Genomic DNA, 22,524 nt, shown 5'->3' on the forward strand with positions numbered 1-22,524 from the left:
CCCGACACACCGGAACCGGAGTCGGGCGTCTTGTTTGTCGGTGCCGTGCCGTAAGAAAGAGTGGCACGGCTAGGTCCGCGGAGCGGACGGGAGGAGGCGGCCGGATGAGCATTCCCGAGCCTTTGGACGACCCCTGGGCCGACACCGGCCCCAGCGACCGGCTGCCCGTTTCCCGCCAGCGCCGGGGCGAGAGCAGGGACCGTGGCGAGCAGCACGAGCGGGGCCGGGAGAGCAGTGGCTGGGAGGGCGGATCCCCCGGATTCGAGCGCGTCCCGCCCCAGGACCTCGACGCGGAACAGTCCGTTCTCGGCGGCATGCTCCTGTCCAAGGACGCCATTGCCGATGTCGTGGAGATCATCAAGGGCCACGATTTCTACCGGCCCGCGCACGAGACCGTCTATCAGGCGATCCTCGACCTCTACGCCAAGGGCGAGCCGGCCGACCCGATCACGGTGGCGGCCGAACTGGTCAAGCGCGGCGAGATCACCAAGGTGGGCGGAGCTCCGTATCTGCACACCCTGGTCCAGTCGGTGCCGACCGCGGCCAACGCTTCGTACTACGCGGAGATCGTTCACGAGCGCGCCGTGCTGCGGAGGCTCGTCGAGGCCGGCACGAAGATCACGCAGATGGGATACGCGGCCGACGGCGATGTCGACGACATCGTCAACTCCGCCCAGGCGGAGATCTATGCCGTCACCGAGCAGCGGACCAGTGAGGACTACCTGCCGCTGGGCGACATCATGGAGGGCGCGCTCGACGAGATCGAGGCGATCGGGTCACGCAGCGGTGAGATGACGGGTGTTCCGACCGGCTTCACCGACCTCGACGCGCTGACCAACGGCCTTCACCCGGGTCAGATGGTCGTCATCGCGGCACGTCCGGCCATGGGCAAGTCCACGCTCGCCCTGGACTTCGCCCGCGCCTGCTCGATCAAGAGCAACCTGCCCAGTGTGATCTTCTCCCTCGAAATGGGTCGGAACGAGATCGCGATGCGCCTGCTGTCCGCCGAGGCGCGGGTGGCGCTGCACCACATGCGCTCGGGCACGATGACGGACGAGGACTGGACGCGGCTGGCCCGGCGGATGCCCGATGTCTCGGCGGCCCCGCTGTACATCGACGACTCCCCGAACCTCTCCATGATGGAGATCCGGGCCAAGTGCCGTCGTCTCAAGCAGCGCAACGACCTCAAGCTGGTGGTCATCGACTATCTGCAGCTGATGCAGTCCGGTGGTTCGAAGCGCGCCGAGAGCCGTCAGCAGGAGGTCTCGGACATGTCCCGAAACCTCAAGCTGCTGGCCAAGGAGCTCCAACTGCCGGTCATCGCGCTCTCCCAGCTGAACCGTGGACCCGAGCAGCGGACCGACAAGAAGCCGATGGTCTCCGACCTCCGTGAGTCCGGTTCGATCGAGCAGGACGCCGACATGGTGATCCTGCTGCACCGTGAGGACGCCTACGAGAAGGAGTCGCCGCGTGCGGGCGAGGCGGACCTGATCGTGGCCAAGCACCGTAACGGTCCGACGGCGACGATCACCGTGGCCTTCCAGGGGCACTACTCACGCTTCGTGGACATGGCGCAGACCTGACCGGCTCCGGGCTGGGCGACATCGCCCGGGGCCCGTACCGCCGGCCCGGGGGCGATCAGCGGGGCAGCGCTCTCCTCGGATCGGCCGGAGCCATGTCCCGTGCGACCTCGCGTGCTGTGCGTCCGAAGAGTTCGATCGCCCGGTTGCCACCGCCCGCCCGCCACATCAGGTTGTACCCGAGGGGCATGTCCCCCTCCACCGGAACGTAGGAGATGCCGGGCCGGCCGTGGTAGAGGGCGACGTGGGCTCCTGCCAACAGGGCCCCGTTGCCGCCCGCGACGAGTGTCAGTGCCTCCTGGAAGTTGGTGACGGACGGGCCGGACGCGATCGGCCTTCCACTGGGTGTGTGCGTCGGCAGCCGGTGCTCCCGCCAGTACCCGGGAATGTCTCCCGCGATGGTCAGCAACGGAACCTCGGCCAGGTCCTCCAGCGTCACCGAGTCCCGCCCGGCGAGATGATGTCCGGTGGAGATCGCCAGCACCCTGTCCTCGGCGAGAAGTGTCGGTCCGCGGGTCAAGTCGCTCTCGTGCACCGGAAAATCCGTCAGCTGGAGGTCGAACTCTCCTCTGCGCAGCATCCCGTACGGATCGGAGAAGGGCACTTCGCACACCTCGACGGTGAGTTCGGGATGGAGTGTGCGGAGTTTCTCGGTGGCCTTCATGACCATCTCTCCGGCCAGCGGCGTCGAGAAGCCGACGTGGAGCACCCCCTCGATGCCGCGCGCCGAGGTGACGGCCCGCGCCAGGGCGTTCTCGATGCCGCGGTGGTGGGGTTCGAGGTCGTCACGGAGGCGGCTGCCCAGGGTGGTCAGCGCCACGCTGCGGCTCGTGCGCGTGAACAGGGGCGCTCCCACACGGCGCTCCAGCTTCTGGATGAGCTGGCTCACCCGGGCCCGGGAGAGGTGCAGCCGGGTGGCGGTCCGGCCGAAGTGCAGTTCCTCGGCGAGGACGAGGAAGCACGTGAGCTCGTTCTGGTCCATGTACAGCTCCGGATCACGTAGGACATGGATCGGTAAGCGTGGCTGTACGAACGTTGCGATCATCGCTGTTGTTCCCCTCCGGAGTGTGGAGAAGGCTGGTGGCATCACCAACTGCCAGGACTCCGGAAGGGGTTATTCGTCATGAGCGCTTTGAGTACGTCGAACGGGCTGGGTGCGCGCAAATGGGGCATCCTGCTCGTGCTGTGCGGTGCGATCTTCCTTGAAGGCATCGATGTCGCCATGCTCAATGTGGCGCTGCCGGCGATCCGAGCCGATCTCGGCCTCTCCACCGGCGAGCTGCAGTGGGTCATGAGCGCCTACGTCCTCGGATACGGCGGCTTCATGCTCCTCGGCGGCCGGGCGGCCGACCTGTTCGGACGCCGTCGGATGTTCGTCCTCTGGCTCACCGTCTTCCTGCTGTTCTCCGGGCTCGGCGGGCTCGCCACCGAGGGGTGGATGCTGATCGTCGCGCGATTCATCACGGGCGTCTCCGCGGCCTTCATGACCCCGGCGGGCCTGTCCGTCATCACCACGGGCTTCGCCGAGGGTCCGGAACGGAACAAGGCGCTGCTCCTCTACTCGGGTACCGCCGCGGGAGGGTTCACGATCGGACTGGTCGCCGGCGGGCTGCTCACCGCCGTCGGCTGGCGGTGGGTCTTCTTCGCCCCGGTGGTTCTGTCCTTCCTCATCCTCGTCGCCGCACTCGCCGTCGTTCCCACGTCGGAACGTCCGGACAGAACCGGAAAGCGCGTAGACGCCGGCGGCGCGCTGACCGTCACCGTCGCCCTTGTGCTGATCGTGCTGGGCGTCGAGCGTGCGGCCCACTCGGGAGTGATCGTCAGCGCCGTGACCTTGCTGGCAGGGCTGGCGTTCCTCGTGGGCTTTCTCCTCATCGAGCGGCGCTCCGCCGAGCCCTTGGTGCGCCTGGGCATCTTCCGCAACGGCGCCCTGGTGCGGGCGAACCTCTCAGCGATGCTGTTCGCTGCCGGGTTCTTCGGCTTCCAGTTCCTGGTGGTGCTCTACCTCCAGGAACTGCGCGACTGGTCGTCGCTGCAGACGAGCTTCGCGATGCTGGTCATCGGGGTCGACGCGATCCTCTCGCCGACCCTCACGCCACGCCTGGTCCACCGCTTCGGCAATGCAGCGGTGATCTTCGGGGGACTTCTGCTGGCCGTGCTCTCCTACGGGTTGTTCCTGCCGCTGGGGGCGGACTGGAGTTACGCGGCGATGTTCCCGGGCCTGATCATCCTGGGCCTCGCCTTCTCCCTCGCGTACGGCCCGCTCACCATCGTGGCCACGGAAGGGATCGCCGAGGAGGAACAGGGGCTCGCGGGTGGCCTGCTCTACACCGCCTTCCAGTTCGGCGCCGCACTCGGGCTCTCCGCGGTGACCGCCGTCAGCGTGGCCGCCACCCAGGGAGAGACCCCTGCCGCGCTTCTGGAGGGCTACCGGACGGGTCTGCTGGTGCCCTTCGTAGCCGCGGTGCTTGCCGCCGTCGTCAGCGCCTTCGGCCTGTTCTCCCGGCGGGGTGCCGTGCCGCCCGGCCCGGTGGGTACCGCGCCGGGCGGTGCCGCTGAGCGATCAGGCACCCCTGTCTCCTCACGCTGATCCCCGTAGCCGCCCCTCGTTCCTGTCTCCCCTCCTGGTCCCAGAAAGGACAGACCCGTGGCCGACACCGTCCGTGCGTTCTCCGAGATCCAGGCCTCCTTCCTCGACTACGTCCGCGACATCAAGTACGCGACCATGGTCACCGTCGACCGTCAGCACCGCCCGCGCGCTCGTGTGCTGCTGCCCGTGTGGGAGATCGTGGCCGGGGAACCGGTCGGCTGGCTCGCCGCGTACAGGACCCCGGTCAAGAGCGCGCACCTCGCGGAGAACCCCCACACGACGTACGCGTACTGGAATCCCCGTCAGAACGCGGTCTTCGTGGACAGCGTCTCCACCTGGGCCGAAGACGAGGCGACCAGGCTGCATGCGTGGGAGCTGTACAAGCGGGGAGGCCCGTCGGGTGTGGGCTACGACCCGGTCCATTACTGGAGAGGTGGCCCCGGCGACCCCGACTATCACGTGCTGCGGATCGATCCGTGGCGCATCCAGCTCGTCCGTGGTTCCGATCTGCGCAGCACGCTGTGGCGGAAGCAGGAACCGGCCGTGGCGGTCACCTCGTCCGCCGCGGAGCAGTAGCGCGGAAGCGGATATGCGGAGGCCGGGAAATGAAGTCGCCACGGGCATCCGCGGGAGGTAGTTGTTGACGATGACTTCTTCTCCTGAACAGTTGCTCCCGAGTACGCGGCGCGCGCTGCTGCACCGCATCGCCACCGCGCAAGCCGAAGGCCGCTCCCCTTCCCTGGCCGCTGCCGTGCAGCGGCAGGGCCAGGTCGTCTGGAACGGCTCTCGTACCTGCGTCGACGGACATGCCCCGGATTCCGATACGCAGTACAGGATCGGCTCCCTGACCAAGACGTTCACCGCGGTGCTGGTCCTGCGGCTGCGTGACGAGGGGCTGCTGGATCTCGGTGACCCGCTGGAGAAGCACCTGCCCGGTACGGGTGCGGGTGACGTCACCATTCATCAGCTGCTCGGCCACAGTGCCGGGCTCGGGGCCGAGTCGCCCGCACCCTGGTGGGAGCGGACTTCCGGCAGTCTGCGCCCCGGCCTTGCGGACGTCCTCGGGGATCAGGGCAGGATGCACCCGCCCGGTCGTCGGCACCATTACTCCAACCCCGGCTACACACTGCTCGGTGCACTGATCGAAGCGGTGCGTGGAGCCTCATGGGCCGAGGTACTGCGCAGCGAGATCCTGGAGCCGCTGGGCATGCACCGTACGAGCCCGCAGGCGCAGGCTCCGCACGCAGGCGGCTGGGCGGTCCACCCGTGGGCGGACGTCATGTTGCCCGAACCGACCGAGGATCTCGGGCTGATGGCGCCGGCCGGGCAGCTCTGGTCCACGACTGCCGATCTCCTCCGTTTCGCCGCGTTCCTTGCCGACGGGGACGACCGGGTGCTTGCGGCCGCCTCCGTGGCGGAGATGAAGGAGCCTGCGTCGCCGCCCGAGTCGGGGGACTGGGACGGCCATTACGGCCTGGGTCTGCAGGTAGTCCGGAGGAAGGGCCGCACACTCATCGGACATACGGGGTCGCTTCCCGGCTTCCTGGCAGCGCTCTGGTTCAGCGCCGACGACGATGTGGCCGCTGTCGCGTTCGCCAACGTCACGTCAGGCGTGCTGGTGGGGGAGGTGGTCGCCGAGCTCGTGGACATCGTCGCCGAGGCCGAACCTCGCATCCCGGAGCCATGGCGCCCGTTGCCCGAAGTGGACGCGGACCTTCTGGCGCTGACGGGGCCCTGGTACTGGGGCACGCGTACGAACATCCTGCGACTGACCCCCGGTCGGGGGCTGGAACTGCAGACCCTGAACGGTCAGGGTCGCGGTGCCCGGTTCACCGCACGCCCGGACGGCACATGGATCGGGCTGGACGGTTACTACGCGGGGGAGACACTGCGGGTCGTGCGGAACGACGACGGCAGCGTGAACCATCTGGATCTCGGGTCGTTCGTGTTCACGCGTGAACCGTACGATCCCGCAGCGGCCGTTCCCGGTGGCGTGGACGAGGAGGGGTGGCGCGGGCTGGGGAGCTGAGCCCCACCGTTTCACGTGAAACGGCGGGCCGGGGAGCTGAGCGGCACCGTTTCACGTGAAACGGCGGAGCCGTCACTCAGGCCGTCAACTCTCTTTCCAGCGGGGTGCGAAAGCGCGGCGTGATCCGTGCCTCGCCCACCCAGGCCGCGAGCCGGGAGGCCTCCGCCTCGATCGACGCGGATGCCTCCCGCCCTGTGTCGGTGAGGAGCCGCCATACCGGCTCGCCGTCGGTGCGCAGAGCCCACCCGCCCACGATCCGGCCGTTCCACCACACGGTGGGCCCGATGTTGCCGGAACGGTCGAAGAGCGCTGCCCGGTGTTCGGCCGGGAGGTGGAATCCGCGATCGGCCCATCCCATGGCGCTCGGGTCGAGCGCGGGCAGCAGGGCGGCCCAGGGCTCCGGTGCAGGATCGGACCCGTGGTCCTGTGGCGCGACCCAGGCCGTGGCGCCGCTGTCGAGCTGTACTTCTTCCGCTCCCGTGGCAGCCAGCGCCTTGCGGACCTGGCCGAGACCCCAGCCCGTCCACCACTTGAGGTCTCCTTCGGATGCGGGACCGTAGGCACGGAGCCAGAGCAGGGCCAGCTCCGCCTGGGCGCGCTCCGTTTCCTGTTCGGGCCGGGGGCCGGAAGCCGTCCAGCGGAACTGGCTGGAGGTCCAGGATCCTCGTGGCCGGTCCCGACGGATCCTTCCTTCGGCGGCCAGCACCCGGATGACCCGTGAGGCCACGCCCTGCACCGCCTCCTGCTTCTTTCCGGGAAAGACGGTGATCTTGGTGCGGAGGGCGGGTACGGCGGCGGAGAGCTCGCTGCCCGTTGCGGAACCCCCGGCGGCCAAGGTCGCGAGGACGGACTGCTCGGCGCCGGCCAGCCACTGCTCGTCCAGCCCGTTGCCGTCCTCCGCCAGGTGTTTGAGGAGGTTCCGGCGTTCCTTGGCGGCGACAGCGCGCGCATTCGACGCCTCGACCCGTGGGGCCATCTCGTCCGATACGACGAAGAGGGTGTTGCGCATGGAGAGCAGCCGGACCAGCGAGACGTCCTCGTAGAGGTGCTTCTCCACGGCGGCGGCATCCGGCGCCCGGAGCCGTGCGCAGGCGGACAGGAAGACGGTGGCCGCGTCGGTGGCATGCAGGGCGACAACAGCGTCGGCAACGGCCACGGGGGACTCCGACCGCAAGGAGGGGGCCAGGAGATGGCGTCGGCCGATCCTGATGCGGCGTTGCTCGTCGCTGATGCGGTGCACTGTGGCTCCCAAGGACGCCGGGTTGCGGTCAGAGGGTGAGCTTGAAGCCCACATGGCTGGCCACGAAGCCGAGCCGCTCGTAGAAGCGATGTGCGTCGGTCCTGGTCGCATCGGAGGTCAGCTGGACCAACTGGCAGTCCTGCCGCCTCGACTCGTCCACGGCCCACTGGATCAGCTGCGTGCCGAGACCGCTGCCACGCTCGTCCGCGTGGACACGGACGCCCTCGATCACCGACCGGGTCGAGCCGCGCCTGGAGAGGCCGGGTATCACGGTCAGCTGGAGCGTCCCGACGACGCGGTCCGCGCGTACGGCGACCATCACATGCTGATGGGGATCCTCGGCCAGCCGCCGGAGGGCCGCGAGATACGGGGTGAGGTCGTCCGGCGACTCGCGCCGTGCGCCCAGCGGATCGTCGGCGAGCATGGCCACGATCTCGGAGAGATCGCCGACGGCCGCGGGACGGATTTCCAGATCGCTCATGATCGGCAGCCTACGCCGCTCCCTTGTGACCGGGCCCCCTACGCGGGGACCTTCAGCTCCTCGACCGCCCGGACGAGCGGGGCCAGTTCGGGGTTCTCGGCAGCCTCGTCCAGCGCGGCCCGCAGGGCGGAGTCATTCGTCGGCCGGGCCTCGGAGAGCAGCACGAGACCGGCTTCGGTGACATCGGTGTAGATGCCCCGGCGGTCGGTGTCGCAGAGATACCGGGTCAGCAGACCCCGGTCCTCGAGGCGGGTGACCAGGCGTGTGGTGGCGCTCTGGCTGAGCACGACGGCATCGGCCACCTGCTTCATCTGAAGGTGTCCACCGGTTCCGTTGTGCTGCCGGCTCAGGACGTCCAGCAGGGAGTACTCCCGCACGCTGAGGCCGTGCCCGGTCTGCAGGGCACGCTCGATATGGGCCTCGATCTTCCCGTGGAGCAGGGAGAGCGCGCACCACCCCTGGGAGAGGGCGGTCAGTGCCGGATCCGTCGCTGTCATGGGTCTCTCCTCCGTGCCGGAGCTGCTTGCGTCCAGGATAGGCGACAGGCGCAATAGCCCGCGCTTGCAATTAACCCGCGTCTGCAATTATTGTGGACGCTCGTAAGGTGCAGACGCAATCTTCAGGGAAGGTGAACCCATGCCGCTCGCGCTCCTCGCCCTCGCCATCGGGGCATTCGGTATCGGAACGACCGAGTTCGTGATCATGGGGCTGCTCCCCGAGGTGGCTGCGGACTTCCAGGTCTCGATTCCGACCGCAGGTTTTCTCGTCACCGGCTACGCGCTCGGTGTCGTCATCGGGGCCCCTCTGATGACCCTGCTCGGCACCAGGGTCACTCGCAAACGCATGCTGATGATCCTGATGGCACTGTTCGTCGTCGGCAATGTGGTCTCCGCGACCGCACCCGTCTTCGGAGTGATGCTCGCCGGCCGGGTGATCGCCTCGCTCGCCCACGGTGCCTTCTTCGGCATCGGATCGGTGGTGGCAGCCGATCTGGTCGCCCCGCATAAGAAGGCCGGCGCGATCGCCATGATGTTCACCGGCCTCACCGTCGCCAACGTCGTCGGTGTGCCGCTGGGCACCTACATCGGTCAGAGCGTCGGCTGGCGGAGCACGTTCTTCGTCGTCGCAGCCCTCGGAGTCATCGGCCTGCTCGGCGTGGCGAGGCTCGTTCCCGACCAGCCCCGCCCCGACGGCGTCCGGCTCCGCCATGAGCTGGCCGCGTTCCGCAACGTGCAGGTACTGCTGGCCATGGCGATGACCGTGCTGGGCTTCGGCGGAGTCTTCGCCGCGATCACGTACATCACTCCGATGATGACCGAGATCGCCGGCTACTCGGCCTCGTCCGTCACCTGGCTGCTGGTGCTCTTCGGGCTCGGCATGGTCGGAGGCAACCTGCTCGGCGGCAAGTTCGCCGACCGCCGTCTGATGCCCCTGCTGTACGTGTCGCTGGGCTCCCTCGCCGTAGTCCTGGCGCTGTTCACGCTGACCGCCCACAACAAGATCGCGGCAGCCGTCACGATCTTCCTGATCGGTGGCTTGGGCTTCGCGACCGTACCCCCGCTGCAGAAGCGGGTACTCGACCAGGCGGCCGGCGCCCCGACTCTCGCCTCCGCGGTGAACATCGGTGCCTTCAATCTCGGCAACGCCCTTTCCGCGTGGCTCGGCGGCATGGTCATCGCCGCCGGTCTCGGCTACACCGCACCCAACTGGGTCGGTGCGGCGCTCGCCGCCTCCGCCCTGGTACTCGCCGTCGTCTCCAGCACTCTGGAGCGCCGTACCGCCGCCCGGAGCCACCTGGTGACCGCACTTGCTCCGGAGCCGGCGGCCGTACCCGTGGCCTCCCGCCGTTGACCGCGCCTGGCCACCCCATCCCGCACCCATCACCCCACCACATGAAGGAGCCCTCATGAGCGCGCTCACCGCCGCTGTAGCCCCCCTGACCACCGAGGACGCGGAGAAGCTGATCGGGGCGGCCCGTGCGGCCGCCGAGGCCGCGGGCGTTGCGACAGCTGTCACCGTCCTGGACGCGGGAGGCCACCTGCTGGCCTTCCGGCGCGACGACCGCGCCGTTCTCATCGCCGGTGAGACGAGCACCCGCAAGGCCTACACGGCACTCCAGCTCGACGCTCCTACGGCCGATCTCGTCGACGCGGTCCAGCCGGGTGGCCTCTTCCACACCCTGCCGACCGCGCTGGACCGGCCACTGCTCTTCATCGCCGGAGGCGTCCCGGTCCATCGGGACGGTCGGCTGATCGGTGCCGTCGGGGTCGGCGGCGGTGCGCCCGAGCAGGATCACGGGTTCGCGGCCAAAGCCGTGGCCGACCTCGTCTGAGGTGCCGTCCGCCCGGCGACCGTGCAGGTAATTCGTTGGTGTCGGCTCCCGTGCGGCCGGAGAATCTCCGCCCATGGGAGCTGACATTCATGGGTTCATCGAGTGCCGTTCGCGGTGGGCGGGGCCAAGGGACACCTGGTCCGCAGCCGTCGATCTCAACCTTGTGTACCTGGGCCGGGACTACGACGCGTTCGGCTGTCTGTTCGGCGTGCGCAATTACGCGGGCTTCGCCCCCCTCGCTGCGGAGCGCGGACTGCCCGAGCTGATCTCCGATGCCGCACGGGCGGATTTCGACGAGTGGGCCTCCGACGCACACAGCCCCAGCTGGATCGGCTGGAGCGAAGTGAAGTGTGTCGACTGGGACGAGGCCGCCGAGACGGTGGACCGACGGATCCACGAGTACGAAGAGGTGAACGGTACGTGGGTCCTCGTCGGCAAGGCGGGCTGGAGCGCCCGCTTCGCCCGAGCGGCTGGACTCCCGGCGGGGCCCTCGACCGCCGGGGACGACCCCTACGGCCGGAGAGACTGGCCGGAGGGCGCCGAGTGGCGCGACGGCGACCGCCTCTACCGGCTGGAGCGGATGACCCGGCGAGAGGCTGTGCCACCGGAGGGCGAGTGGAAGCCGGTGTGGTCTGTCATGGAAGCCCTCGGCGCCGTTCATGGGGACGAGAACGTCCGGCTCACTGTGTGGTTCGACAACTGAGCAGGCACGGTGGGCTCGGGGCCGTGCACCAGGCGGCCCCCACCGGGCATGAGCCCCCGAGGCGGGCGGACGGAGGCGCGCGTCAGCCCGTCGCCAGGCTCAGCGGTGCGAAATGTTGTGTCCAGTCCCCCGGCGACGGGCGGTTGCCGAGGCTCATGACGGTGGTCGACGATCCGGGCTCCAGACCGCACGCCTCGAGCCAGGTCAGCAATTCCTCGTGACGGGCGTCGACGTCCGCGCGCAGCGGCCGGTCCGTCGCCCCGGCGAGCGAGGAGACGAGCAGCTTCGCCGTGGCGGTGTCACGCGCGATCAGCGGCCCGACCACATGGCTTTGCGCGCTGGGCCACAATCCGGCGTACCCGACGAGTTCTTCGCCGTCCTCGGCCACCCTCAGATGGTCGGCGAAGGCGGGGAGGCGGGCCAGGAGGTGTGTCCGGTCGAGGCCGAAGGCCTCCGAGTCCAGGCGGAGTATGGCGGGCAGATCCCCAGCTGTCGCCGGACGGATGGTCAGGCCCGCACCGTCGGCCGGACCGGGGCGAGACCCTGTTCCTTGGCTGTCCGGATGCGCCGGCAGCCGGAAGCGCCCGTCCATCCGCTGAGTCAGGCCGACCGCGCTGAATCCGATTTCCTCGTAGAGGGGACGGCCCGCGGGCGTCGCATACAGGCTGAGGGGGGTGCCCGCGGTCGAGTCGATCACCTGCTGCATCAAGTGCCGTGCGACCCCCTGACGACCGTGGCGTCCGGCCACCAGAAGCATGCCGACGGCGGCCAGGTCAGGACCGTACGGAGTCACCACGCAGGTCGCCATCAGGCCCTTGCCCTCGGGATCGTCGATGCCGTAGGCCTTCCCCGCGGCGAGGAGCAGTCCCCACCGGTGCTCATCGCGCGGCCAGCCACGATCCTCGCTGAGGTCGGCGCACGGGACCAGATCGTCCCGGGTGAGACGCCGGACGGGTAGGCCGGTGAGGGGGCGGGGCAATGAGGGGGGCATAGGAGTCAGGCTGTCCGACGCAGTGATCGCTCGTCCACCGCTTTAACGGATCTGGTCGAGACCCGCAGGCGCCGACCGCGCCGGGTCGGCCCCCAGGGCTTCAGTACCGAGATCGCCGTGATGAAGAGATAGGTCGCAGTGGCCACCGAAGGAGCGATGACGAGATTGATGTCGGCGGTGCCGCGCTCCGCGGCTTCGTTGATGCCGGGGCGCAACGAGAAGACCGACAGCCCTGTCGTGATCAGAGTCAGCCAGAACTTCGTCCAGACCCAGCGGTGCCTGGCCAGCCCCCATGGAGTGCCGAGGGAGAGGACCAGGCCGCTGAGCAGGGCAGCCAGGGCGACCGGAACGACAAGCCAGTCACCGAAGATCTTCATGGCTCGGGTGGCGGCCTGAGCGGTGATCGGATCGCCGGTGGCGAAGGCGGTGATGCCGAGCGTCAGCAGGCCGACGGTCAGGCCGAGCCAGCCGACGGATACCGACACATGGGCGACGAGGAGAGTTCTGCGGATGGGGCGCTTGAGTGGTTTCACGTGAAACACAGTGCAGCGGACCGCGTGGCCGGTCATCTGCCGAGGGGAGTATCCCCGCGTACTGGTCTCGGCGTACGGCGAGGCGGGTCATCCGAGGTCGGGCGCGTGCATCGCCCGGACACCCTCGATGTTGCCGTCCAGATAGTGCCTCAGTGACAGCGGTACGAGGTGCACGGCAGCGATTCCGACCCGGCTGAACGGCACCCGTACGACGTCGTACTCCCCGCAGGGGTCGTCGATCTCGGGGCCATGGCGTAGGGACAGGTCCATGGATTCGAGACGGCAGACGAAGAAGTGCTGGACCTTGACGCCCTTCACGCCGCCGCCCTCGATATGTTCCACGGTGTCGACGAAGCAGGGCACCACATCAATGATCTTGGCGCCGAGCTCCTCGTCCAACTCACGGTGCAGGGCATCGACGACGGTCGCGTCCTCGGGCTCGACCCCGCCGCCGGGCGTGAGCCAGTACGGATCCACCCCCGGCTTGGTGCGCTTGATGAGGATCAGGTCGTTGCCGTCGAGCAGGACGGCGCGTGCGGTGCGCTTGACCACAGGACGTTCGGTCATGGCAAGAGAGTGGCCCGCAGAACCGGTTCTGAAACACCCGGCGGCTTCCCGCCCGTCCTGCGGTCACCAGTCGGCTGCGGCCCGCAGCAGAACCTCGTGTGCCCGTGCGAGATGCGGCAGTGCGAGCGTGCCGGTCCGCGCGGCCAGGAAGTACGTACGCAGAGGCGGAACCGGGGGATCGAGGAGCGCCACCAGCTCGCCCCTCTCCAGCGCGCCCTCGCACAGATACCGGGGCAGCACGGCGAGCCCGGCACCCGCCGCCGTGCATTCCAGGACCGCCCGCAGATCGGGCGTGATGACGGCCCCGGCGGTCGCGGGCCGGCTGTCGAAGACCGCCGCCCAGTAGCGGGAGACGAGCGGCAGGCTCTCGTGCACCTCCACCACGGGCAGCTGTTCCAGGACCACCGGGCCGTTGCGCCGTAGCGTTCCCGGTCCCAGACGTCCGGCCCACCGGGGTGCTGCGACCAGGACGTGCTCCTCGTCGCAGAGCGGTGCGGCCGTGAGCAGGCCGCCGCGCGGCCGGGCCGTCACGATGGCCAGGTCATGGTGCCCGGCGGCCAGCCCGTCGAGCGTCTCGTCCGTGTCGGCGGAGAACGAGCTGCGCAGGGCGAGTCCCTGAGCGATGAGCGGGGTGAGCGCGGGCAGGGCTCGCAGCGAGGTGAACTCCGGTGGTCCCGCCAGATGGAGCGTCCGTACGCCCGACTCCTCGTCGAGCTCGGTCTCGGCGATCTCGACCAGTGCGTCCAGATGGGGAGCCGCCCGATGGGCGAGTTCGTCGCCGATGGTGGTGGGTGTCACGCCGCGGGCCCGGCGCAGGAAGAGCGGGCGGCCCAGCTGCCGCTCCAGGGTGCGGATCTGTGAGGTCACGGCGGGCTGGGAGAGGCCGAGGAGGGCGGCGGCGCGGGTGAACGAGCCCGCGCGGTGCACGGTGACGAAAGTGCGCAGCAGGGCCAGGTCCATGTCCGCTCCCTCTCACCCGTGCGACCCGTCCGACCCCGACAACTATAAATATGTCGATAGGTCGCTGCCGCTACTGTGATTGGACACTGACGCAGAGTCAACTAGCCTTGTCGAGGCGGTTATTCGCGCGGAGAAGGCGGAGAACCGGGACGGTCCGAGCCACGAGGGGGGAGGCTCGGACCGTCCGTGCCGCAGCGGCGGACACTCAGCTCCCGGTGACGGCCTCGGCCATCGCGCGCTCCACGTCGGCGACCAGATCCGCTGCGTTCTCGGCTCCGACGGAGAAGCGGATGAAGCCTTCCGGCACGGCGTCGCCGCCCCAGCGGGCCCGGCGTTCGGCGGTGGAACGCACGCCACCGAAGCTCGTGGCGTCCTCGGCGAGATGCAGTGCCGACAGGAACCGCTCGGCGGTCCCGCGGTCCGCCAGCACGAACGACACAACGGAGCCGAAGCGCCGCATCTGCTGTACGGCCTTCGGATACGAGGGATCGGTGGACAGACCGGGGTAGCGCAGTCCGCTCACCTCGGAGTGCTTGGCCAGGGTCTCCGCCAGTACGAGGGCGTTCGCGCACTGCCGTTCGATCCGCAGCTCCAGCGTGGCCAGGGAACGGTGAGCGAGCCAGGCCTCCATGGGCCCAGGGATCGCGCCCACGACCTTTCGCCAGAGCCGTACGCCCGCCGCCAGCTCGGGATCCCGGCAGGTCACATGGCCGAGCAGGATGTCTCCGTGTCCGGTCATACCCTTGGTGTCGCTGGCCACCGAGAAGTCCGCGCCGAGCTCCAGGGGGCGCTGGCCGAGCGCGGTGGCGAGGGTGTTGTCGACGGCCACCAGCGTGCCGCCCGCGTGCGCCGCCTCGACGAGCCGGCGCACGTCACAGACGTCGAGCCCAGGGTTGGAGGGGGTCTCGAGCCACAGCAGCCGCGCCCCCTCGAGGAGAGCCAGCTGGGCGTCGCCCCCGGTCGGGGCGGTGCGTACCTCGACGCCGTAGGCCTCCAGCTGTGCGCGCACCAGCGGAAGAGCCTGATAGCCGTCGTCGGGCAGCACGACCACGTCGCCCGTGCGTACCTGGGACAGCAGGACTGCCGAGACCGCCGCCATGCCCGAGGCGAAGACCGTGGTCTCCACATCCTCGCCCGGAGCTTCGAGCTCGCCGATGGCCCGCTCCAGGTGGGTCCAGGTCGGGTTGGTGTCACGGCCGTAGGTGTACGGCCCGGTCGGCTCGCCGGACAGATGGAAGTGCGCGGCGAAGACCGGGCCGGGGAGAGTGGGCTCGTACTGCTGCGGTTCGGGCAGACCCGCGCGTACGGCCCGGGTTCCGTCGCCCATGGTGCTCATTGCGTGTCCTCGATTCTCTCCCCGGTCTGCCACCGGTCCTGCCGTAACTGTTTCAGGTGCCCGCGAGTCAGTCCTCGTCGGGCAGGACGACGTTCAGCGCCCAGGAGACGATCGAAATGATCAGACCGCCGAGGACGGCGGTCCAGAAGCCGTCGACATGGAAGCTCAGATCCAGCACATCGGCCAGCCACGAGGTCAGCAGCAGCATCAGGGCGTTCACCACCAGGGTGATCAGCCCCAGCGTGAGGATGAAGAGCGGCAGCGTGAGCAGCTTCACCACCGGCTTGACCATGAAGTTGACCAGACCGAAGATCAGCGCGACCAGGATCAGGGTCAGTATCTTGCGGCCGGTGCTGCCGCCGGTCAGCGTGATGTCGTGGAGCAGCCAGATGGCTACGGCCAGCGCACCCGCGTTGGCGATCGTCTTGACTACGAAATTCTTCATGTGTCTGATCGTGGCAGACATGATCGGTGGCGGACACCGGCTGGACAGAGACGAGGGGCGGACGGGCCATGAAGGCATTCAGACTGGACGAACTGGAGGCGGAACGGGCCGCCAACGATGGCGCCTACCTCCAGTTCGTCCGCGAACGGAACATGTCTGTCGGTCTGTACGCCCTGGACGCCGGTGAGCTCGACCCGCAGCAGCCGCACCATCAGGACGAGGTCTACTTCGTCGTCAGCGGACGCGCGTCGATCACCGTCGGCATGGAAACGACGCAGGTGGGCAGGGGGAGTGTCGTGTACGTACCTGCCGGCACCGCCCACAAGTTCCACCACATCACGGAGGATCTGCGCGTGATGGTGGTCTTCTCGCCGCCCGAGGGCTGACCCGCCCCCCGTCGAGGGCCGAGCGGTCTCGCCGAGGGGCGCGCCCCCCAGCCGGGGGCGCGCCGCGTCTCGGGGATCCCTAGGGGTTCGATCAGGGGAGTTCAAGGGATCGGAGCCCCCGCAGCCCGCCCCGCCCCCTCTAGCATCGAAGCAGGAACTCACAGAGACGAGGTAAGGACGATGGCCGTGCGGGAGATATTCGCGGGAATGCCCTGGTGGGTGAAGTGGATCGCGGTGCCCGTCATCGCGATCGTCGTGTTCGGCGGCCTGATCGCCAGCATCGTAGGTTTCGTGATCGGTCTGCTGTTCAAGGTCCTGGTCTTCGTGATCCTGATCGGCGGCCTCGTCTTCGTCGTGCGGAAGTTCATGTCGTCCTCTTCCTCCTCACGAGGCGACTGGTAACCGCACGACCGGCCGGGCGATTAGCCCAGCTGAGCTAAGCGGAAGGCGAAACGGCACCCGGTCCGGATGCTCCCGATACAGTGGCAGTCCGCTGCCGCCACCTGGGAATACACCGTCAGTCGCCACCCTGACCAGTGGTTTGTACGGCATCCGGCCCTCTGGACCCCAGGCCTGCGGCAGATTTGTGGGGGCGGCCCCCACAGGCGGGCTGACCGCTCGTCACCATGCCTGGGGGTGACCGTTGACCACGGCATCGAGTACCGCTGTTCCGACGCTGATCGGATCGGTGCAGCGGGCGCTGAGGCTGCTGGAGGCTGTGGGCACCCATCGCGACGGGGCACCGGCCAAACAGCTCGCACGGGAAGCGGGCCTTCCCCTTCCCACCGCCTACCACCTGCTGCGCACGCTGACCCACGAGGGATATCTGCGCAGGGAGAACGGCGTCTTCCTCTTCGGCACCGCCGCGGAGCGGCTGGTGGACGACGGAGCGCTGCAGAACCGCCGCAGCAGAATGACCCAGTCCCTGGGGCGGTGGCGGGACATCATCGGCGCCCCGGTGTACTGCGCCGTCTACCGCGACGGTGAGATCGAACTCGTCGCGGTCGCGGACACCCCGGCCGCGCCCGCGGTGGAGGAATGGGCCGCCTTCGGCGAGACGGGGCACGCCCATGCGATCGGCCAGTGTCTGCTGAGCCAGCTCGACGAGCAGGCCCGCGAGGACCACCTGGACCGGCACCCGGTGCGCCCGCTGACGCGCTACTCCGTGCGCGATCGTCCGGCCCTTCTTGAGCGGCTGCGGTCCATCGAGCGGATGGAACCTGTCATCGAGCGACAGGAGTACGCGCTCGGAACGGTCTGCGCGGCCATCCCGATCACGGCCGGCTTCACGGCGGCCGCGATGGCCATTTCGGTCCCCTTGGACCAAGAAGAACGGTTGCTCCCCGCAGTCGAACGACTACGTGGCGAAGTGGCCAGCCTCTTGCGTTCGTTCGTGTTCTCTATCAGTATCTGAAAAATCACTCCTTGTGATCTGCTATCGCGTGCACCACGATGGCGTCAATAGGGCCATGGGGGATCATTCCTGGCCAGATTCATCTACTGCGGGGTTGAACGATGCGCGAGTCGGTTCAAGCTGAGGTCATGATGAGCTTCCTCGTCTCCGAGGAGCTCTCTTTCCGTATCCCGGTGGAGCTCCGGTACGAAGTGTGCGATCCGTACGCGATCCGGATGACCTTCCATCTGCCCGGCGACGCCCCCGTCACCTGGGCTTTCGGCCGCGAGCTGCTGCTCGACGGCCTCAACAGCCCCAGTGGTGACGGCGATGTACACATCGGGCCGACCGAGCCCGAAGGGCTGTCCGACGTCCACATCCGGCTCCAGGTGGGGGCCGACCGTGCACTCTTCCGGGCCGGTACGGCACCCCTCGTGGCCTTCCTCGACCGGACGGACAAGCTCGTGCCGCTGGGGCAGGAGTGCACGCTGGGTGACTTCGAAGGCAATCTGGAAGAGGCTCTGGGGCGAATTCTGGCCGAGGAGCAGAACGCCGGCTGACGAAGCCCGTGTCCGTGGCCTGCATGCCGGTCGAACAGCACACCTGCCGAACGGGTGAATCGCTCTCCGTGTCCGGGCGCTCAGGACTTCACCCGACGACGGCGCCCCCTGCCACTGCGCACGGGTGCGGGAATTCCGGAATTCGCGGTGAGCCTGGAGCGGTCGGCGGAGACGACCAGCGCCGCGAGCGCGGTGGTCACCGGCACCGAGGCGACCAGCCCGATCGAGCCGATCAGTGTGCGCACGATCTCCTCCGCCACCAGTTCGCTGTTGGCCACCGTCCCCATGCTGCTCTGGGCGATCGAGAACAGCAGCAACAACGGAAGCGCGGCGCCCGCATAGGCGAGCACCAGGGTGTTGACCACCGAGGCGATGTGGTCGCGCCCGATCCTGATCCCTGCCCGGTAGAGATCCTTCGCACTCATCGTCGGGTCCGCCTGGTGCAGTTCCCAGACCGCGGAGGTCTGGGTGACCGTCACATCGTCGAGCACCCCGAGGGAACCGATGATGACGCCGGCCAGGAGCAGCCCGCTCATGTCGATGTGCGGATACAGGCCGTGGATGAGGCCGGTGTTGTCGTCGGTGTTCCCGCTCAGGCTCGCCCATCCGATGAAGAGCGAGCCGAGCAGCCCGATCAGCAGCAGTGAGATCAGGGTGCCGATGACGGCGACAGAGGTGCGGGCCGTCAGTCCGTGGCAGATGTAGAGCGCGATGAGCATGATGGCGCCGGCTCCGACGACGGCCACAACCAGCGGGTTCGAGCCCTGCAGGATGGCCGGAAGGATGAAGAGGGTCAGTACGGCGAACGACAGGGCGAGCGCCACCAGCGCCATGACCCCGCGCATCCTGCCCACGGCGACCACCACCAGCGCGAAGATCCCGGCCAGCAGAAGCAACGGGAACTTCCGGTTCACATCGGTCACCGAGTACTGGAGGTCATGGGGCGCGTCGGGGGCGTACGCGACGACCACACCCTGACCCTCTCGCAGTTGCCGGGGCGCGTCAGGCTGGACGACCTCGATGAATGTGCGGCCCTTGTCCTGCCCGCTGGTGATCTCGACGGCGGCCTTCTCGCAGAGGGCGGCCCCGTCGTCCCTCTCGGCCCGCTCGCCGGTGGGCGGCGGGGTCTCGCCGCTGACGGGCAACTGGGAGGCGTTCACGTCCTTGCAGTCGATCTTGTCGATGTTCACCACCTTGCCCTGCTGGGTCTGCCGGTCGAAGCCGACACCTGTGCGCTCGTGCGCGGGCGCACCACCGGGCCAGAGGACCACGAGCCCGACGACGACCGCTGCTGCGAACGGGATCAGGACCGCAGCGATCACTTTGCGCAGATGGCTGGAGACGGGCGCGGCCGGGCCGTGGCTGTGGGAGTGCGTGTGCTGATGGCCCTGTGGTTCGGGCCCGCTATGAGGGGACGTCACCGGCCGATCATCGCAAGAAGAGAAGGGGCCCTCTGGCCAGCTCGCCAGGAGTGGCGCTAGCGTGGTGGCACCTTTGCACACGCGGGAGCTCGGAGCACCGGGCTGAGAGGGCGCTGATCTCCGTACGTCCGTACGGGACACGCTGCGCCGACCGCCGAACCTGTTACCGGGTAATGCCGGCGTAGGGAGTAGGTCTCATGACCACATCGGATGCACGCACGCCTGCCTCCAACCAGAGCGACGAGGCCGGGAAGTCCATCGGCTGGCACAAGGGATACGTCCAGGGCTCCCGCCCGGACCTCCGTGTGCCGGTACGTCAGGTGCACCTCACCAACGGCAAGGACGTGACGCTGTACGACACGTCGGGGCCGTACACCGATCCTTCTGCCGAGACCGACGTCCGCCGGGGGCTGGCACCTCTGCGGGAGAACTGGATCATCGCCCGCGGCGACACCGAGGAGTACACGGGGCGCCCCGGACGCCCCGAGGACGACGGGCTCAAGCACACCTCTCCGCGCGGAGGGCTGCGCAACCTGGACGCCGTCTTCCCCGGCCGTCCCCGCCAGCCGCGGCGCAGCCGGGACGGCCGTCCCGTCACCCAGCTCGCGTACGCCCGGCGGGGCGAGGTCACCCCGGAGATGGAGTACGTCGCGATCAGGGAGAACGTCGAGCCCGAGGTCGTCCGCGAGGAGATCGCGGCCGGCCGTGCGGTGCTGCCGGTCAACGTGAACCACCCGGAGATCGAGCCGATGATCATCGGCAAGCGGTTCCTGGTGAAGGTGAACGCCAACATCGGCAACTCCGCGGTCTCGTCCTCCATCGAGGAGGAGGTGGACAAGATGACCTGGGCGACCAAGTGGGGCGCCGACACGGTCATGGACCTTTCCACCGGCCGCAACATCCACACCACCCGTGAGTGGGTTCTTCGCAACTCCCCCGTGCCGATCGGCACGGTGCCGCTCTACCAGGCACTGGAGAAGGTCGACGGCAGGGCGGAGGAACTGACCTGGGAGATCTACAGGGACACCGTCATCGAGCAGGCCGAGCAGGGCGTCGACTACATGACGGTGCACGCCGGCGTGCGCCTGCCGTACGTACCGCTGACGGCCCGCCGCAAGACCGGCATCGTGTCCCGGGGCGGCTCGATCATGGCCGCTTGGTGTCTCGCGCACCACAAGGAGTCGTTCCTCTACGAGAACTTCGAGGAGCTCTGCGAGATTCTCGCCTCGTACGACGTGACGTACTCCCTCGGCGACGGCCTGCGGCCCGGCTCGATCGCGGATGCCAACGACGAGGCCCAGTTCGCGGAGCTGCGGACGCTCGGTGAACTGAACACGGTCGCCAAGAGGTTCGGGGTCCAGACCATGATCGAGGGGCCGGGCCACGTCCCGATGCACAAGATCAAGGAGAACATCGACCTCCAGCAGGAGATCTGCGAGGAGGCCCCGTTCTACACGCTCGGCCCGCTGACGACCGATGTGGCGCCCGCGTACGACCACATCACCTCGGGCATCGGAGCCGCGATGATCGCTTGGTGGGGGACGGCGATGCTCTGCTACGTGACGCCCAAGGAGCACCTCGGTCTGCCCAACCGGGACGACGTGAAGACCGGGGTCATCACCTACAAGATCGCGGCGCACGCGGCGGACCTCGCCAAGGGGCACCCGGGTGCGCAGGTCTGGGACGACGCGCTGTCGGACGCACGGTTCGAATTCCGCTGGGAGGACCAGTTCAACCTGGCGCTCGACCCGGACACGGCACGGGACTTCCACGACGAGACGCTGCCGGCCGAGCCGGCGAAGACGGCGCACTTCTGCTCGATGTGCGGCCCGAAGTTCTGCTCGATGAAGATCTCCCAGGACATCCGGCGTGAGCACGGAGGTTCGCAGTCGGAGATCGAGGAGGGGATGGCGGAGAAGTCCAAGGAGTTCGCGGCTGCGGGCAACCGGGTCTATCTGCCCATCGCGGAGTAGCTCCAGGAGCCGGGAGGCCTGGCGACGGGCCTCCCGGACCCCTGACCCGGTCAGTCCAGCTCGTGCTCCGGGCCGCCGAAGTCGGGGCTGGTGAAGTCCGGACTCGTGAACGACGGTCGGGGCGCGGCAGCCGGCCCGTCGTCCGGGCTGGAGAAGTCAGGCCTGCTGTAGCCGATCTTCGGGATGCGGTTGGCCGAGCGGTGCGGGGTGCGCGCGGCCGGGGCGGCCCCGGGGTCGGCGAGGGCGTCCCGCAGGAACGGCAGGATGCCGCGTTCCAGCAGGGCGTGCCGCCAGGCCTCTCTGGCACGGGCAACATCCTCCGGCAACTCCTCGCCCTGCTCCTCGGCCGCCACCGATGTCGAGCCGTTGCGCAGAGCCGTGACGAGAAGGCCGACGGCGGCGACGAGGATGGCGGCTGCCATCGCCGCCGCGAAGAACCAACCCGCGCCGACCATGGTGCGCGCGAACGAGGGGGGCGGGTCGAGTGCCTTCAGGATGTAGCCGATGAGCAGGAAGATCACCGCGGCGGTGCCTGCCAGCACCGGCGCCAGAACGGTGATGACGACTCCTATGCCGGCACCCGACTGCCGGGCACCGTCCGTTCCGGCGTCCGGGTCGCCCTCGCCCTCCTGGCCGGCGGCCGCGGCGCGGATCTCTTCGCGTGCCTTCACGTAGTGCTCGTACTCGGTGGCGGCCGCAGCGGTGATCAGCGCGGTGGCCGCCATCGCCATGGTGCGCAGCTGCACCGGATTGAGCCGTTCACCGACAGCGGCCAGATCCGGTCGTTCATGGGCGTGACGCAGTGCGTCGTCGAGGATCCGCTCGTACTCGGGCCGGTCCTCGGTCAGCAGGTGCGGAGCGCTGTTCATGTGCATCCCCCGATGCTCCGTAGGGCCTGTGTGCCCGCTCGAAACGGGCAGTCGGGCGGAAACGGAGGAGAGCCTGCTACTGATACGCCGATGGTAGAGCGCCTACGGCACGGGGTGACAGGGGGTTTCCGGAAA

24 protein-coding genes and 1 riboswitch are annotated in these 22,524 nt (G+C 68.7%); of the genes, 12 read left to right on the top strand and 12 right to left on the bottom strand.

The annotated features are described in order from the left end of the window. The first annotated feature begins 104 nt into the window (after positions 1-104). Positions 105-1,583 carry a replicative DNA helicase gene (gene dnaB, locus ABZ434_RS02750; RefSeq protein WP_148019636.1) on the top strand — a complete coding sequence of 493 codons (1,479 nt, stop codon included), beginning with the start codon at positions 105-107 and terminating at the stop codon, positions 1,581-1,583. A gap of 55 nt (positions 1,584-1,638) precedes the next feature. On the opposite strand, the gene ABZ434_RS02755 is transcribed toward dnaB, so the two are convergent. Next, positions 1,639-2,562: a LysR family transcriptional regulator gene (locus ABZ434_RS02755; RefSeq protein ID WP_359131591.1), complete on the bottom strand. Its 924-nt coding sequence runs from the start codon at positions 2,560-2,562 to the stop codon at positions 1,639-1,641. A 141-nt stretch (positions 2,563-2,703) separates the two neighbouring features. On the opposite strand from ABZ434_RS02755, the gene ABZ434_RS02760 reads away from it, so the two are divergent. The 3 genes from ABZ434_RS02760 (at position 2,704) to ABZ434_RS02770 (ending at position 6,199) form a co-directional block, all read left to right on the top strand. Beyond that, positions 2,704-4,170 (top strand): MFS transporter, encoded by a 1,467-nt coding sequence (locus ABZ434_RS02760; RefSeq protein ID WP_359131592.1) that lies wholly within the window; start codon positions 2,704-2,706, stop codon positions 4,168-4,170. Positions 4,171-4,227: 57 nt separating this feature from the next. Next, on the top strand, positions 4,228-4,746 hold the full coding sequence (locus ABZ434_RS02765; protein ID WP_359131594.1) for a pyridoxamine 5'-phosphate oxidase family protein: 519 nt from the start codon (positions 4,228-4,230) through the stop codon (positions 4,744-4,746). Between the two features lie 70 nt (positions 4,747-4,816). Continuing rightward, positions 4,817-6,199, top strand: coding sequence for a serine hydrolase domain-containing protein (locus tag ABZ434_RS02770; protein ID WP_359131596.1), 1,383 nt, complete (start codon positions 4,817-4,819; stop codon positions 6,197-6,199). Between the two features lie 76 nt (positions 6,200-6,275). On the opposite strand, the gene ABZ434_RS02775 is transcribed toward ABZ434_RS02770, so the two are convergent. Genes ABZ434_RS02775 through ABZ434_RS02785 form a run of 3 tightly spaced genes read right to left on the bottom strand, consistent with a single transcriptional unit; the run spans position 6,276 to position 8,417 of the window. Then, positions 6,276-7,439 (bottom strand): winged helix DNA-binding domain-containing protein, encoded by a 1,164-nt coding sequence (locus tag ABZ434_RS02775; protein ID WP_359131597.1) that lies wholly within the window; start codon positions 7,437-7,439, stop codon positions 6,276-6,278. Positions 7,440-7,467: 28 nt separating this feature from the next. Next, positions 7,468-7,920, bottom strand: coding sequence for a GNAT family N-acetyltransferase (locus ABZ434_RS02780; protein ID WP_359131599.1), 453 nt, complete (start codon positions 7,918-7,920; stop codon positions 7,468-7,470). A gap of 38 nt (positions 7,921-7,958) precedes the next feature. After that, complete coding sequence (locus ABZ434_RS02785) at positions 7,959-8,417, bottom strand: MarR family transcriptional regulator (protein WP_359131600.1); 459 nt, start codon at positions 8,415-8,417, stop codon at positions 7,959-7,961. A gap of 139 nt (positions 8,418-8,556) precedes the next feature. On the opposite strand from ABZ434_RS02785, the gene ABZ434_RS02790 reads away from it, so the two are divergent. The 3 genes from ABZ434_RS02790 to ABZ434_RS02800 all read left to right on the top strand — a co-directional run bounded on the left by ABZ434_RS02790 (position 8,557) and on the right by ABZ434_RS02800 (position 10,955). Further along, positions 8,557-9,771: an MFS transporter gene (locus ABZ434_RS02790; RefSeq protein WP_359131603.1), complete on the top strand. Its 1,215-nt coding sequence runs from the start codon at positions 8,557-8,559 to the stop codon at positions 9,769-9,771. Between the two features lie 55 nt (positions 9,772-9,826). Then, entirely contained in the window at positions 9,827-10,252 is a 426-nt protein-coding gene (locus ABZ434_RS02795) for a heme-binding protein (protein ID WP_359131605.1), read from the top strand. A 73-nt stretch (positions 10,253-10,325) separates the two neighbouring features. After that, the gene (locus tag ABZ434_RS02800) at positions 10,326-10,955 is read left to right on the top strand and encodes a hypothetical protein (protein WP_359131606.1); all 630 of its coding nucleotides are present in this window, start codon (positions 10,326-10,328) and stop codon (positions 10,953-10,955) included. 82 nt (positions 10,956-11,037) lie between these two features. Here the strand turns inward: ABZ434_RS02800 and ABZ434_RS02805 are convergent, their stop codons facing one another. The 6 genes from ABZ434_RS02805 to ABZ434_RS02830 form a co-directional block, all read right to left on the bottom strand. Next, positions 11,038-11,946 carry a GNAT family N-acetyltransferase gene (locus ABZ434_RS02805; protein WP_359131609.1) on the bottom strand — a complete coding sequence of 303 codons (909 nt, stop codon included), beginning with the start codon at positions 11,944-11,946 and terminating at the stop codon, positions 11,038-11,040. A 5-nt stretch (positions 11,947-11,951) separates the two neighbouring features. Then, positions 11,952-12,479, bottom strand: a complete 528-nt coding sequence (locus ABZ434_RS02810) for a DUF2269 domain-containing protein (RefSeq protein ID WP_359131611.1) — start codon at positions 12,477-12,479, stop codon at positions 11,952-11,954. Positions 12,480-12,566: 87 nt separating this feature from the next. After that, positions 12,567-13,046, bottom strand: coding sequence for an NUDIX hydrolase (locus tag ABZ434_RS02815; RefSeq protein ID WP_359131613.1), 480 nt, complete (start codon positions 13,044-13,046; stop codon positions 12,567-12,569). 63 nt (positions 13,047-13,109) lie between these two features. After that, positions 13,110-14,006, bottom strand: coding sequence for a LysR family transcriptional regulator (locus ABZ434_RS02820; RefSeq protein WP_359131615.1), 897 nt, complete (start codon positions 14,004-14,006; stop codon positions 13,110-13,112). Between the two features lie 205 nt (positions 14,007-14,211). Continuing rightward, positions 14,212-15,342 (bottom strand): cystathionine gamma-lyase, encoded by a 1,131-nt coding sequence (locus ABZ434_RS02825; protein WP_359131616.1) that lies wholly within the window; start codon positions 15,340-15,342, stop codon positions 14,212-14,214. A 67-nt stretch (positions 15,343-15,409) separates the two neighbouring features. After that, positions 15,410-15,787: a phage holin family protein gene (locus ABZ434_RS02830; protein ID WP_359131618.1), complete on the bottom strand. Its 378-nt coding sequence runs from the start codon at positions 15,785-15,787 to the stop codon at positions 15,410-15,412. Positions 15,788-15,855: 68 nt separating this feature from the next. Here ABZ434_RS02830 and ABZ434_RS02835 point away from each other — a divergent pair, with 68 nt between their 5' ends. The 4 genes from ABZ434_RS02835 to ABZ434_RS02850 all read left to right on the top strand — a co-directional run bounded on the left by ABZ434_RS02835 (position 15,856) and on the right by ABZ434_RS02850 (position 18,126). After that, positions 15,856-16,173, top strand: a complete 318-nt coding sequence (locus tag ABZ434_RS02835) for a cupin domain-containing protein (protein ID WP_359131619.1) — start codon at positions 15,856-15,858, stop codon at positions 16,171-16,173. 180 nt (positions 16,174-16,353) lie between these two features. Further along, positions 16,354-16,575, top strand: a complete 222-nt coding sequence (locus ABZ434_RS02840; protein WP_359131621.1) for a DUF5326 family protein — start codon at positions 16,354-16,356, stop codon at positions 16,573-16,575. Positions 16,576-16,816: 241 nt separating this feature from the next. Then, entirely contained in the window at positions 16,817-17,587 is a 771-nt protein-coding gene (locus tag ABZ434_RS02845) for a helix-turn-helix domain-containing protein (protein ID WP_359131623.1), read from the top strand. 101 nt (positions 17,588-17,688) lie between these two features. Further along, complete coding sequence (locus tag ABZ434_RS02850; protein WP_114245561.1) at positions 17,689-18,126, top strand: SsgA family sporulation/cell division regulator; 438 nt, start codon at positions 17,689-17,691, stop codon at positions 18,124-18,126. A gap of 80 nt (positions 18,127-18,206) precedes the next feature. Here the strand turns inward: ABZ434_RS02850 and ABZ434_RS02855 are convergent, their stop codons facing one another. Continuing rightward, positions 18,207-19,547 (bottom strand): YibE/F family protein, encoded by a 1,341-nt coding sequence (locus ABZ434_RS02855; RefSeq protein WP_359131624.1) that lies wholly within the window; start codon positions 19,545-19,547, stop codon positions 18,207-18,209. Positions 19,548-19,618: 71 nt separating this feature from the next. After that, positions 19,619-19,752, top strand: a riboswitch (TPP riboswitch). On the opposite strand from ABZ434_RS02855, the gene thiC reads away from it, so the two are divergent. Continuing rightward, on the top strand, positions 19,745-21,520 hold the full coding sequence (gene thiC, locus ABZ434_RS02860; protein ID WP_359131626.1) for a phosphomethylpyrimidine synthase ThiC: 1,776 nt from the start codon (positions 19,745-19,747) through the stop codon (positions 21,518-21,520). Its footprint overlaps the riboswitch before it by 8 nt. Positions 21,521-21,570: 50 nt before the next feature. On the opposite strand, the gene ABZ434_RS02865 is transcribed toward thiC, so the two are convergent. After that, entirely contained in the window at positions 21,571-22,395 is an 825-nt protein-coding gene (locus ABZ434_RS02865; protein ID WP_359131627.1) for a hypothetical protein, read from the bottom strand. Positions 22,396-22,524: the final 129 nt, after the last annotated feature.

Source organism: Streptomyces sp. NPDC005761 (assembly GCF_040630635.1).
Taxonomy (GTDB): domain Bacteria; phylum Actinomycetota; class Actinomycetes; order Streptomycetales; family Streptomycetaceae; genus Streptomyces.